The organism is Negativicutes bacterium, from assembly GCA_021372785.1.
Lineage (GTDB): Bacteria > Bacillota > JAAYKD01 > JAAYKD01 > JAAYKD01 > JAJFTT01.
This window is the reverse complement of the sequence record JAJFTT010000023.1, coordinates 21,506-34,856: the sequence shown is the minus strand read 5'-3', so window position 1 is coordinate 34,856 and position 13,351 is coordinate 21,506. Positions and strand designations below refer to the sequence as shown.

12 protein-coding genes are annotated in these 13,351 nt (G+C 48.9%); 4 read left to right on the top strand and 8 right to left on the bottom strand.

Annotated features, from left to right (window positions below):
- Positions 1-76 precede the first annotated feature (76 nt).
- The 5 genes from LLG09_02930 to LLG09_02910 are packed head-to-tail and all read right to left on the bottom strand — an operon-like array spanning position 77 to position 3,248.
- Positions 77-703: a hypothetical protein gene (locus LLG09_02930; GenBank protein ID MCE5196069.1), complete on the bottom strand. Its 627-nt coding sequence runs from the start codon at positions 701-703 to the stop codon at positions 77-79.
- Positions 704-721: 18 nt separating this feature from the next.
- Entirely contained in the window at positions 722-1,528 is an 807-nt protein-coding gene (locus tag LLG09_02925; GenBank protein MCE5196068.1) for a hypothetical protein, read from the bottom strand.
- A gap of 12 nt (positions 1,529-1,540) precedes the next feature.
- Positions 1,541-2,185: a hypothetical protein gene (locus tag LLG09_02920; protein ID MCE5196067.1), complete on the bottom strand. Its 645-nt coding sequence runs from the start codon at positions 2,183-2,185 to the stop codon at positions 1,541-1,543.
- 26 nt (positions 2,186-2,211) lie between these two features.
- Positions 2,212-3,090 (bottom strand): hypothetical protein, encoded by an 879-nt coding sequence (locus LLG09_02915; GenBank protein MCE5196066.1) that lies wholly within the window; start codon positions 3,088-3,090, stop codon positions 2,212-2,214.
- Positions 3,087-3,248, bottom strand: coding sequence for a hypothetical protein (locus LLG09_02910; protein ID MCE5196065.1), 162 nt, complete (start codon positions 3,246-3,248; stop codon positions 3,087-3,089). Before LLG09_02910 ends, LLG09_02915 begins: the two co-directional genes overlap by 4 nt.
- Positions 3,249-3,260: 12 nt before the next feature.
- On the opposite strand from LLG09_02910, the gene LLG09_02905 reads away from it, so the two are divergent.
- Positions 3,261-4,712, top strand: a complete 1,452-nt coding sequence (locus tag LLG09_02905) for a helix-turn-helix transcriptional regulator (GenBank protein ID MCE5196064.1) — start codon at positions 3,261-3,263, stop codon at positions 4,710-4,712.
- 255 nt (positions 4,713-4,967) lie between these two features.
- Here the strand turns inward: LLG09_02905 and LLG09_02900 are convergent, their stop codons facing one another.
- The 3 genes from LLG09_02900 to LLG09_02890 all read right to left on the bottom strand — a co-directional run bounded on the left by LLG09_02900 (position 4,968) and on the right by LLG09_02890 (position 9,704).
- Positions 4,968-6,386: an MATE family efflux transporter gene (locus tag LLG09_02900; GenBank protein ID MCE5196063.1), complete on the bottom strand. Its 1,419-nt coding sequence runs from the start codon at positions 6,384-6,386 to the stop codon at positions 4,968-4,970.
- 208 nt (positions 6,387-6,594) lie between these two features.
- A complete protein-coding gene (locus LLG09_02895; GenBank protein MCE5196062.1) occupies positions 6,595-7,968 on the bottom strand; it encodes an MATE family efflux transporter in 1,374 nt (457 codons plus the stop codon).
- 296 nt (positions 7,969-8,264) lie between these two features.
- Entirely contained in the window at positions 8,265-9,704 is a 1,440-nt protein-coding gene (locus LLG09_02890; protein MCE5196061.1) for an MATE family efflux transporter, read from the bottom strand.
- A 135-nt stretch (positions 9,705-9,839) separates the two neighbouring features.
- Between LLG09_02890 and LLG09_02885 the strand changes: the two genes are divergently transcribed.
- The 3 genes from LLG09_02885 to LLG09_02875 all read left to right on the top strand — a co-directional run bounded on the left by LLG09_02885 (position 9,840) and on the right by LLG09_02875 (position 13,186).
- Positions 9,840-11,222, top strand: coding sequence for an MATE family efflux transporter (locus tag LLG09_02885; protein ID MCE5196060.1), 1,383 nt, complete (start codon positions 9,840-9,842; stop codon positions 11,220-11,222).
- Positions 11,223-11,228: 6 nt separating this feature from the next.
- Positions 11,229-12,059, top strand: a complete 831-nt coding sequence (locus tag LLG09_02880; protein ID MCE5196059.1) for an AAA family ATPase — start codon at positions 11,229-11,231, stop codon at positions 12,057-12,059.
- 107 nt (positions 12,060-12,166) lie between these two features.
- On the top strand, positions 12,167-13,186 hold the full coding sequence (locus LLG09_02875; protein MCE5196058.1) for a PTS sugar transporter subunit IIC: 1,020 nt from the start codon (positions 12,167-12,169) through the stop codon (positions 13,184-13,186).
- The last annotated feature ends 165 nt before the right edge of the window (positions 13,187-13,351 follow it).

The window sequence follows — 13,351 nt, the reverse complement described above, 5'->3', positions numbered from 1 at the left end:
CTTTCGCGGCATAAACGCTGCGCCGGTGCTCTGCATTTGTGCCGGGCAAAAAACACAATTTTTTGGACCTGACTGTCTAGAAGATATGCAGCATATCCTTCAGGACGGTATCGAATGTTCCTAACAGTAAAGATATATTCATCATAATAGAATTACCGAAGGCCACACCAAAGGAGACCATCATGAGATAGCGGCCAAATTTACTGGCAGTCGAAAAAACCGGATTGCGTATATTGGTCGTAAAGAAGAAGTAAATTAACACACTGAGCACCCCTAAGATCATTATCCAGTTGTTCATGGAACTCAGGAAATTAAATGATCCGTCCTTCATAACAACAACTGGTAAAAAGGTTGCCGATACTTGTGTGATTAATTGTGATTTTGCAATACCATAAAGAGCTAACCCTGAACCAAGTGCTACCAAAAAAGCTGTCGTCCATCTGGATAAATAGTTCAATTTTTTTGAATAGCGCGTAAAGAGAAGTAATCCCAGGGCGATCGGGATAATCGTAATATAAACCCCGTTGCCAAGTTTAGAAAAGCCTAAATTTCTAATATAACCAAAGTTCACAGATATTGAATAGCCGGCACTGGCTCCGACATAAAGATGCTCAACCAGACGATACACCGGATTTTCCTTAAACACAAAAGAAAGAATTGCCAGCGTAATCAGACCTGCAACCCAAGACCAAAATACTGCCATTTATATCACCCCCATTAGTTACTTTTTATTTTTTTTAGTGGCAAAATATCCAATGTTGCCAATCACAATCAATGCGATGATGTACAGATGACCAATAGATTCCGAATCCATTTTGGCTAAAGAAGCACCCGGCTTTCCGATAAGAAGTTCATACTCGGCGCCGCCACGTAATCCACCCAATACACCGACCATTTGTCCCGCTTGCACATAAGGAGCATATTCGGCAGCGCTGGTCGTTAAGACCCCGGCAGCAAAGGGTGTTTGATAATTGGTCACAACCTGACGTATCCATTCCCGCGGTCCTGGGGATCCGGCGCCAAAGCAATAGATAAAATCCATCGTATTGATATCGCCAATCTCTTTCATCATCGGAAGGTCCTTAGTTTGATTGCCGCGATAATCCACAGGATAAGCATTGAGGATGTTTGAGGCGATAAAGGCAACGCCGGTTTCACCACCGGCTGTGTACCCCAGATTTACAATATCTTCACCATAGGTTAGTTGTGGGAAGGCATCTACGACTTGTTCGCCAAACATCGGCCCTGCATCCCAAAGAGCGACCATATATATTTTATGGTTCTTCATAACACAGTGTTCGGCAATAGCGAAAATTTGTCCGGAAAGTTCGGCACGACTCGTTACCGCCAAATCGAGTGCCAGCAAAACTTTACTTCCGGCAGGTAAAGCCTCGATATAGTCATAAACGGCCTTTGTGTTCGAACTGATAGAAAGAGGAATATTCAGCGGCAGGAACATGGGTAAGATCAAGAAAAATATTAACAAGCTATAGATGATTTTCTTGTCAATTTTTAACAGTTTTTCCATCCGCTCACCCTCCTAATTTAAGTGACCACGTTCGAAACCAAGAATGGTTCGAACGCTGGTTGCAATTGCTCCGACGGCGGCCCCAATCAAGATTCCGCGTTGAGCCGCTGCATTGGGTACGTTTGATAACCAATCGGCCAGTGCCGGGAATTGGGACCATAATTGTTCGCCAACAGGAATGCGCCCTAACATGATCAAAAGCGCAGACACCAATAATATTGTAGCTTCCAAACTTCTTGCGCGAAATGCCCGATAGGAAGCCGACGTGATAAAGAAGCCCAACATTGCAAAAATAGCGGCGCCGGCTGGATTAATCACGTTATTGAAAATCAAAACAAATAAGGGCAGAGGTCTTCCTTGAGTGAGCTGCCCGGCAATTCCCAATACTGCCATCAGACCCATGCTGATGAGCAAAGCCAAACTATTGATTACTGCCATAGGATTCTTTTTCACGGCCTGAATTCTTTTCACATGAACTAAAACCAAACTCATTGCCGCGATAAATGCCGCAAAGGCGGAAACAAGCGTCCCCCAACCGGTCATGGTTGATGAAACGGTTTTTAAATCAAAGAAACCAATCTTCAAGGTCATCACGCCGGATAAGAATACGATCACACCCACCAACAAAGTTATGAGTAAAGGCACTTGACGTTTCACAGTATCCCTCCATTCCCGACTTAAGCTTAATAAGTTAATAATGTTTTAAGGAAGGTTATATTAGCTGTCGCCAAAATTACACCAATGGGAATCAAAATGACCACAGCCAATTTGATAATATCCTGGGCTCTGATACTTCCCAAACGATTTGGATCCTGAGATAAGTAAGCTCCTCCGGCATATAATTCTTCTCCGATGAGTGTGTAATCGCAGCCAACAACAAAATTGGGGATTTCTGTCATGTTAGCCGTTCCGGCAACCTGAATTGCCCCGACTTGCGAGCCGGCTTCCGCAAGCAGCAGTGACTCTGCCCAGAAAGCACCCATCATAATATTGGCCGCTATCTTTTCCCGGGCAAATATACCCATGACGCCGGCAGCATAAGCAAATTGTTGATCGGATATGAATCGAACCATATTTTGATTATATGCATCCGCCTTACCGGCATTCACATAACTCACACGTACCGTTTCTTCAGCAAGTGGGAAAACAACACCTTGACGGATTGTTACGACTAAACCCGTATCATATTTCGCCGTTAAATTCGCCACATAACTCATCAACGCCAGAGCAGCCATAGTTTGAGGAGCAACATCGTTGGTGATACCTCCGATTCCCGGAGAAAAATGGACGGGGCGGCCTAATTCTGTGGCGCGTCCTGTGGCTTCTGCAATTACGTCGAGCCCAACAATTCTCCTCATTTTTGGTAATTCGCCTTTTCGCGCTTTATTGTAAAAAAAGACGCCCAAATATCCAATTAATAGTACAATAAAAAGGGTATTGATTCCTTGAGCTGAAAAGGAAAAAGTCACTAGAATCCCTCCAATCTGATTTGATCTAGAATTGTCAATAACATTGGGATTTGATTTAGAACGATGGAAGTTTTGCTCATTGGCACTGCTCAAATTACCCCCCTTTCAAAATCGGCACCGTTAGATAGAATTGTTACAAAGCCTGATTGAATCTTACTGCTATTATAATTAATATCAATATGTTCTTGCTTTTGTGGCAAACTAATGCTATAGTTTTTTGTGTAAACAATTCTTGCTGCCACATCAATCAAGGAGGGCGACTCATGTCTGAGTTTAGCGATTACTTTAAAGCAATCCTGACTTCAAAGAAAATTAATATTTATAACCTGGCTCTTCAGGCGGATGTTGACCGTTCAACCATTCATAAAGTTGCTTCAGGAAGTCGCATCCCAAATAGAGCATTCTTAGAAAAGCTTTTGCGTTATTTACCCGTTACTCCTATAGAAAAAAAACTGCTTCTGGAAAAACACCAAATTTGCTGCGATGGGCCGGACATCTATGAAAGGCGCAAAAAAGTAAAAGCAATTATTTCGGACTTAATGCAATTAAGTTTAAGCCATAACACCGTCAGCTTCTCTTTCCATCATTCCGAGGATAGATTGCAAATTTTGCGGGGAACCCAATCGATTCGTTTAGCCATTAAGGAAATGGTTGAGAGAGAAGCATACACGCATTCGAATCCAAAAATATTAATGAAAGTCCCCCCCTGTGAACTAATTGATATTCCGGTCATAGCAACCACTTGTGCCGACGGGCCTGAAAAAGTAGATTGGCTTCACATAGTTGGCTTCGACTCCGAAAACAGTCTTATCAATCAAAACGAAAACCTCGAATTATTAAAAAGCATTTTACCCTATTGTTTTCTGGATAACTTACATTATCAGCCTTACTACTTCTATGAAACAAAAGAACACAAAGAAGATGAAATGCAAACCTTGCCTTTTTTCATCATTACTTCCGAGTACCTTTTACAGTTAAACTACGATTTTAAATCCGCTTTATTGACCAAAAACTCCAAAATAATAGAATATTACACCGATGAATTTTTCCGCATCCAAAAAAACACATTACCCTTGAGCACTCGGAAAGATAACGCAATTTCCATCGTCCAATACTTCATCGATATTTTACAAAGCAGCAACGGTTCAATTTGCTTTTATGAACACAGCCCGAATTTTTCCTGTGTCATGGATGAAGCCTTTGTCCGCCGAAGGATACGGGAAGACATGATCAATCGCGACCAGGTCGTTGAAAATGTTGCCGTCCGATTCAATCTCATACGTAACCGGCGTGAAAAGTTCCATACCTACTTTACCCTGGATGGTTTAAACAAATTCTGTCAAACAGGTGTGGTCGTCAATACAATCCCCAAATACGATCTTCCTTATTCGATAGAGGATCGTTTATACCTGTTGAACCATTTTATTGAAGAAGCTGAAAAGCGTACTATATGTGCCAGATTATTAACTCCGTCAATGTCGGATATCTCTGAATCTATTTCGATAACCAGCTTTGGCAGAGATGGCTTAAACATTGCCGCCTATAATTTGCCCGATGAGGAAATGAGAGCGTCCTATATTACTGAGGCAAATTTAACAGCCGCCTTCCAAGATTATCTGCTCTGGCTGGAGGGAACCGATCTTATATTATCCGAAGAGGAAAGTATTAAAATTCTCAGAACTTCAAGAGATAACTTAACAATGAGGAAGCAATAAAAATTACTTCAAAAGCGCAGGGGGTTTGACAAAATAGTCCAAATCTGTTCCGGGATTTCTTCCTGACCAAACACAGTCAGATAAAGTTCGCTCTCTTTACCGCCGCAAGCGCGTAATTTTTTCTGATCAGGATACACCTTTACCCACTTTCGTTTTGTACAGTCTGATAGCTCCCCATCGCGCAGTCTCGAATTATTTCATTTCGAGTGTCTGCCCGATGGGGAGCCTCTCAAATCCAGGACAGATGCGGGATTTTTAATCTGGGGGTATGATTCCATTTTCCGTCAGGCGTTTACCGGTCAGGGTATCGAGTTCTCCTTCATCGACAGGTTCCCTGCCCTGATGCCACAGATTCCTTTCCATGCGATAAACGAAGCCGGCCGAACGCCCAACCCAATCGGCAAACATCGATAACCAGATCCCTAAGACTCCGTAACCCAGCCTGACGCCCAACAGCCAGGAACCAAAAATTCGCAAGGTCAGCAGACTGATAATCGAAATGATCATCGGCTGGCGGGCATCGCCTACCGCGCGCAGCGACTGCGGCAGCACAAACGCTGTCGCATAGAGGAAGGGATGAATCAGCACGCTGATGGTGAGTATGAGTTTTGCTGTCGCGGCGCTTTCAGCGGAAGGGCCATAGCCGGCGATCATCGGTTCCAGAAATAAGAGCATCGGCAGACCGATGGCAGCCTGCATTACCGACGTATAAAGACACATCCTGCGCATCAGGGATTTTGCCTGACGATAGAGTTTCGCTCCGTAAGACTGACCAACCACCGTCACACTGACAATGGAAAAGGCGTTACCCGGCAAATTGATAAAGCTGCTGAGAGAAGTAACGATGGCATTGGCCTGCAGCGCCGCGGTACCCATGCCGGACATAAAGACAGCCAGCAATACCTTGGCTCCCTGAAAAATCAAAGAATCCACGCCGGAAGGAATACCGATTTTTAAGATCGGACGCAGCAGCTCCCGATCCAGTTTCAAGCGCAGCTTCGGCAGCTGCAAGCTCGTGTCGGCCGTTTTGCGCCGCACCATCGAAAACATAAAGGCCGCCGCGCCGATCCGTGCCGCCAGCATGGCAATCGCAACGGCATAAACACCCAAACGGAAGACATAAATTAAGACAGCTGCCACCGTCACATTAATCAGATTGGAAACCAAAGCTCCCATCATCGGCGTTTTCGAATTGCCGGCGGCTCTGGTCACCCCGGCACAAACACTGAAAACCCCTAAGAAAGCATAGCTGACACCGGAAAAGCGCATATAGATTTCACCGGTTGTCAAGACATTGGCAGCCGATTGGCCATAAAGGCCGCGCAGGATTTGACCGGCAAAGCAAGTTGTCAAAGCGCCTACCAGCACAGCTATGCCCACGACCAGGACGATCGCCTGCGCTGCCGTCTCTCCCGCTTCCTTATTCCGGCGGGCTCCGATATGCTGCGCAACCACAACCGTCGCACCGGAAGCCAAAGCGTTGAAAAAAATAATGATCATGTTATTGATGGTGTCGACCAAGTTGACGCCGGCAACCGCATAATCGCCGACGTTGGAAACCAATAGGGTGGAAATGACACCGACCAAAATAGTTAAACCCTGTTCGATCAGGATCGGCCAAAACAACTGTAAAAATCGTTTATTCTCGGTTCCTAAAATTCTCTGCTTTCGCATGCCACGGCCCCTCCCGGATGATCGCTTGCTGACAAAAATACCTTCGTATGAATAACTTGTCGGCAACTGCAAAGATGAACTGGATTCGAGGGAAACTTGCATCTTTTCGGTCAGCATAAGATGAACCGTCTTTTTCCGCAAGATGCCGCAGGCCTAAGAGAAAAGCCGCCCGCAGAAAAAAACCGGTCCTCGCGAAGCTTGGCAGCGCTTAAAAAGGAGGCAAAGCCCCTTCGTCCAGCGGTTCTTCGCCATGATGCCATCGGTTGCGCTTCCAGCGATAGACAAAGCCGATTGTCCGGCCGCCCCAATCGGCAAACATGGAAAGCCAGAGACCGAGCACACCGTAGCCCAGTCTGACACCCAAAAACCAGGAACCAAACAACCGCAGACCGAATAAGCTGACGATCGAAATGACCATTGTCTTCTTCGCATCCCCAACAGCCCGCAGCGACTGCGGCAGCACAAAAGCGGTGGGATAGAGCAGTGGATTCACAAGCAGACAAATCGTCAGAATCAGCTTTGCCTGAGCGGCGCTCTCCAGAGAAGGGCCATAGGAAGCGATCATGCGATCCAACAGGAGTAAAAAAGGCGGAATCAGCGCGGTCATCACCGCGGAAGAATAGAGGCACAGCTTCGCCATCAGTTTTTTCGTCTGCCGATACAGACCGGCGCCATAAGACTGACCGACTACCGTCACGCCAACAATGGAAAAGGCGTTGCCGGGTAAAGAGAAAAAGTTGGATAACGAGCCGACAATGGCATTGGTCTGCATCGCCGCCGTACCCATCCCGGAAAGCAAAACCGCCACGACTACTTTGGCTCCCTGAAAAATCAAAGAATCCAGGCCGGAAGGGATGCCGATATCCAGGATCGGCCGGATCAAAGCCATATCCAACTTCAGACGAATCTTGGGTAAAACCAAAGATCCTTCTGTTCTGCTCCGAACCGCCCACAACATAAACGCCGCCGCGCTGATTCGGGCAGCCAACATGGCAACGGCTACCGCATAGATGCCCATATGGAAGCCATAAATCAGAATGACTGCCACAGAGATGTTGATGAGATTCGCCAGCAAAGCGGCGATCATCGGTGTTTTTGAATTGCCGGCTGCCCGCGTCACACCGGCGCAAACACTGGACAAACCGAGAAACAGATAGCTGGCGCCGGAAAAATACAAATAAATCCGACCCATTTGCAGCACATTGGCAGCCGATTTGCCATACAAGCCCTGTAAAATCGGTCCGGCGAAGCAGCCGGCCGCCAGCCCCACGACCGCAGCGATGCCAACCACCAATACGATAGCCTGTGCCGCCGTTTCGCCGGCTTCCTGATTGCGCCGGGCGCCGATGCGCTGCGCCACCACAACCGTAGCGCCGGATGCCAGGGCATTGAAAAAAATAATGATCATATTATTGATGGAATCTACGAGGTTCACACCGGCAACCGCATAATCACCCACATTGGAGACTAAAATCGTAGAAAAAATACCTACCAAAATAGTGAGTCCCTGCTCGATCAAGACAGGCCAAAACAGCTGCAGGAATTTTCTGTTTTCCGGCGCAAGCTTTTGCTTTATCTGCATTTCAGTGCCTCCGTAGCCGCTCCCGCCCTTCAGACCGGCCGGGATCGGCAACTAATCTTTGCCAGACTTTGCTTTGCCGGAAAAAATGAAGAGCGTAAAGATAACTTTAAGAATACCATGTTCCCCTCTTTCCTGCAATCCAATTTGTTCAGGGAAATTGTTCGCTTTCTGTCAAATTCTATCTGATTTCTATCTGTTTTGCCGATTGCGGCTTAAAAAACACTGCCTGAAAGCAAATCCGCTAGAAAGGGCCTCTCTGACAACAGCTCCCGTTCCTTCTTTGCGGCCGATAAAATCTAGCGCGGCAGGCTGTCCGGTTGTCCTTGCGGAAGTCCTTCGTCAAGCGGCAGTCTGCCGCCATGCCATTTATTCTTCTCAAAGCGCCAGGTGAAGCCGATGGCGCGTCCCAGCCAGTCGGCCAGCATACCCATCCAAATCCCAAACACACCCCAACCCAGATAAATCCCCAGGAACCAACCCACCAGCAGCCGCATACCGAATAAGCTGATGATCGAAACCACCATCGTATAGCGGGCATCCCCGGTCGCACGCAGACATTGCGGTAAAACAAAGGCCCAGGCATAAATAAACGGCTGCACAATGGCGCAAATCATCAGAATCCGATAAGCCAGCGCCGCACTTTCGGCAGATGCCCCGTAAAAAGAGATGAGCCCTTTCAGAATCAGAAGATAAGGCGGCAGCAGCAGCAATTGGATTGCCGCTGTATAGAGGTTCAATCTGCGCATCCAAAGCTTAGCGGTATGATATAATCTAGCGCCGTATGCTTGTCCTACCATGGTGACCGCAGCCACCTGCATCGCATTGCCGGTCAGCCAAAGATAGCCGCCCGCTGAATTGCAGATCGCGTTGGCCTGCAGCGCGGCGGTACCCATGCCGGCAATGAAAACCGAAATCAAAACCTTGGCTCCCTGAAAAATCAAATTATCCACGCCGGAGGGAACGCCAATATTCAACACCGGGCGCAGTAAGTTAAAATCAAGCTTGAGTCGTAAAGCCGGCAGCAGCAAGGGTCCGTGTTTTTCTTTTTTGACGGAGAAATACATAAATAAACCGCTCACCATGCGGGCAGCCAGTACGGCAATCGATACCGCATAAACTTCCAGATGGAAAATATAAATCAAAACAACCGCAATGCTGATATTGACCAGGTTGGACAGCAGCGCAGCCATCATCGGCTTACGCGAATTGCCGGAAGCGCGCGTAACTCCGGCCGAAACGCTGAACAGGGCCAGAAAAATGTAACTGACGGCGGAAAAGCGCAAGTAAATGACACCCACTTGCAAAACATTACCCGCTGCCGAACCGTAAAGCAGATGGAGCAGCGGTTCCGCAAAACAAAAGGCGGCGACGCCCAATAAAACCGAGGCTCCCACGACCAGGACAATCGACTGCGCAGCCGTTTGACCGGCCTGCTGATTGCGGCCGGCTCCGATATGCTGCGCTGTCATCACAGACGCGCCGACCGCCAAAGAATTAAACAAAATAATGATGAGTTGATTGATTGTATCGACCAAATTCACGCCGGCTACGGCATAATCACCAACATTGGAAACCAAAATGGTGGAAACCATACCCACCAGAATGGTGAGGGCTTGTTCAATCAGAATCGGCCAAAACAGGGAAAACAGTTTTTTATTTTCCGGGCTGATTTTTACAGGATTCCGCATTTCATCAACGCCCTCTCCGCGCATTTCTTCATGCTGATAGCATAACATGCACTTTTCCCCTGCGCAAGAGAGTTGCAGAAAATATCTGAATTCAGCTGAATTTGCAAAACCGCACTATTTTCATTTACCAGCCCTATTGATTCATGCTATACTATAGTCATCAGATTGAAAAAGAAACGGTTGGTGAATCAATTGGTTAAGCTCGAACGAAATTCCGATTTTTACCGCCTTCTGCTGGCAATCACCTTCCCCATTGCGCTGCAGAACATCATCTCCAATGGAGTCGGTCTGATCAACAGTCTGATGCTGGGCCAGTTGGGCAGCACGCAGATTGCCGCGGTGTCTTTGGGCAACCAACCGAATTTTATTTTTATGCTGCTCACCACCGGCTTAGCCAGCGGCGCAACCGTCCTGACGGCACAATATTGGGGCAAAAATGAGATGACCGCCATCCGCCATGTGGTGGCAATCGTGCTGCGCTTCGCTTTTTTTGCCTCTCTGGTTTTTGCTTTCCTCGTGGGAGTTTTCCCGGAACCGGTCATGCGGCTGTTCTCCTCAGAGCAGGATGTGATTGCCGAAGGAGTGCGCTACCTGCGCATCAGCGCTTTTTCTTATCCCTTCTTTGGACTGACCAATACCATCCTTTATATTCTGCGCAGTGTGGAAAAGGTTTGGATGAGCTTCTGGGTCACCATCGTTACCTTTATTACCACCATTGCCTTGAATTGGCTGCTGATCTTCGGCAAGCTGGGTTTTCCGCCGTTGGGAGTTGTCGGCGCAGCCTGGGCCAATGTTTCAGCCCGTGTCCTGGCTTTTTTATTGGTGCTTTATTACCTGCTGGTCCGGGAGAAACAAATCTCTTTCCGCATCAAAGATATCTTTCTGCAGGACGCACTGCTGACCGCTGATTTTTTACGGCACTGCAGCCCGGTCATCCTGAACGAATTTCTCTGGGGTCTCGGCTCTGCCGCGCAGAACATGATCTTAGGTCATCTGGGCAAAGAAGGCGTTACCGCCTACAGCATTGCCTCCGCAGTCCAGCAAATGGCCATGGTATTCATGTATGGCATGGTCAGCGCCTCCAGTGTGATCTTCGGCAAAGCCCTGGGCGCCAACCAAACCGAAAAGATCCAACCTTATCTGAACACGATGAAGCTGCTCTCTCTGCTGCTCGGACTGCTGGCTGCCGGCTCGATCTTACTCTTTAAGAATCCGATCATCGCGTTTTATCAAATTGACGCTTCCACCAAGCTGCTGACCAATCAATTCATGCTCATCGTGGCGATCGTTGCCTTACTGCAATGTATTTATTCGCCGATCAGCTTGGGGGCGTTGCGGGCGGGCGGCGATACGCGCTTTGTCTTGCTGACCGACGTCTCCTTCATGTGGGTGCTCGGACTGCCCCTGGGCATCCTCGCCGCGCAAGTCTGGCATCTTCCCGTCGTTTGGGTCTATGTGCTGCTCAAGATTGACGAACCGGTCAAACTGCTGCTGATTTACCGGCGCAGCAACGGCACAAAATGGATACGCAATCTAACCAGAGAAATTAACGATACTGTGAGGTGATTTGAGATGTTGCAGCTGATCGGACTGCAAAAACAGAATACAGCGACGCAGCCGGCGGAATATCCGTTCAGCGTTGCCGTGATTCGCAACTTGCAGGCGCTGACCTTTCGCGCGCCGGTTTGTTTTTGGGTGGGGGAAAACGGCAGCGGTAAATCCACCCTGTTGGAGGGCTTAGCCGCTAAATTGAACCTGCCGACGGTCGGCGCCAGGCCGGTCAGCACGGATCCCAGCCTGGCGGCGGCACGCAATCTGGCGCAGTATCTGCGTCCTGTCTGGCAGAGCAAAGTGGTCCACCGCGGTTTTTTCTTACGGGCGGAAGATTTTTTCGGTTTCATTCAGGGGATGGACCGTATGCGTCAGGAATTGGCAGCGGAAGAAGAGGACATCAGGCGGCAAATGAGCGAGCTCGGTTCCTCCGCCTACGGCATCGGGCTGGCCACCGGTTCCATGCGCGGCAACCTCAACGCCGTCACGAAAAGCTACGGTGAAAATCCCGACGGTATGTCCCACGGTGAAAGCTTTTTGCACTTATTCCGCTCCCGCCTCAGCCCGAACGGCATCTATCTGCTGGATGAACCGGAAGCCGCGCTCTCACCGATGCGGCAGCTGGCTTTTCTGGATCTGCTGCTGCAGGGAGTGCAAAAAGGCAGCCAGTTTATCATTGCCACTCACTCCCCCATTATCCTCTCCTATCCCGGGGCACAGATTTTTCAATTTGACAGCGGCAGATTAACAGAAACTGCCTATCAGGATTTGGAACATGTCCGCTTTACCAAAGACTTTTTACAGAATCCCCAGGCTTTTTTGCATCATATGACCGATGAACTGCCGGAATGAAAGATGCCCGCCGAACACTCCCCCTGCCAATTGCGTAGTTTTGTTCCCGCTTCGCCTGAGCAGACGCAGTTGAGATATGAAATTAGAAGGAAAGGTTGTTTTGAGTCATGCATTCCTCACCGCAAGCGCTTCTGAAAAAAGCAGGAAAGCGTTACTTCATTGATGCTATGGGCGCCATGGCATTGGGTCTGTTTTCTTCACTGATTATTGGCTTGATCATCTCTCAGCTGGCCAGATTACCCGGCCTGAGCCTGTTGCAGCCGATTGGCGCCGCTCTCTCAGCGGCTTCCCCGGTGACCGGCTGTGCCATTGGCGTGGCCATAGCCTGGAGTTTAAAAGCCAAATCCCTGGTTCTCTTCTCCAATGCCGCCGTCGGGGCGGTTGGTTATCTCGCCGGCGGTCCGGTCGGCGCTTATGTTGCGGCGGTGATCGGCACGGAAATCGGCGGTTTGGTGATTGGACATACGCCGGCTGATATCATCATGGTTCCCTTCGCCACGATCGTCAGCGGCGGTTTGGCGGGTGTCTGGTGCGGTCCCACGGTGCAGCAGGCAACGACCTATATCGGCAGCATTGTCAATGAAGCGACTGCCTTAGCTCCGGTTCCGATGGGGATCCTGGTCTCTGTAATCATGGGCATCGTGCTGACTCTGCCCATCAGTTCGGCTGCCCTGAGCATCATGCTGGGCTTATCCGGTCTGGCGGCGGGCGCTGCCACGGCGGGCTGCTGCGCGCAAATGATCGGCTTTGCCGTGGCGAGTTTTCAGGATAACGGCATCAATGGTTTACTGGCGCAAGGCCTGGGCACTTCCATGCTGCAAATGCCGAATATCATGCGGCGGCCGCAGATCTGGCTGGCTCCCACCCTGGCTTCCGCTATTACCGGACCCTTGGCGACCAAGGTATTTGCGATGAGCAACACCTCCTACGGCGCCGGCATGGGCACCAGCGGTCTGGTTGGCCAGCTGGGAACCTTTGAAAGCATGGGCTATTCCTGGGATGTTCTGCTGAAAGTCTTATTGATCTGCTTTATTCTGCCGGCCCTCTTTACGCTGTTCTTTCATCGCATTTTTCTCAAACTGGGTTGGGTCAGACCGGGTGACATGAAACTGAATACCCTCGACTAGGCGCTGGTTATTTGGGTCAGCCAAGAGGGCATACGGCGGGATCGTAAAAGGTCCCGCCGTATGCCTTTTTTGTCAGGCTGCTTTCGGCAACGACCGGTTTTGCACAGGTTAACGGTTCATTCGACAGAATACGACCGGATGTTTCCAATATTGCCCATAATTTTT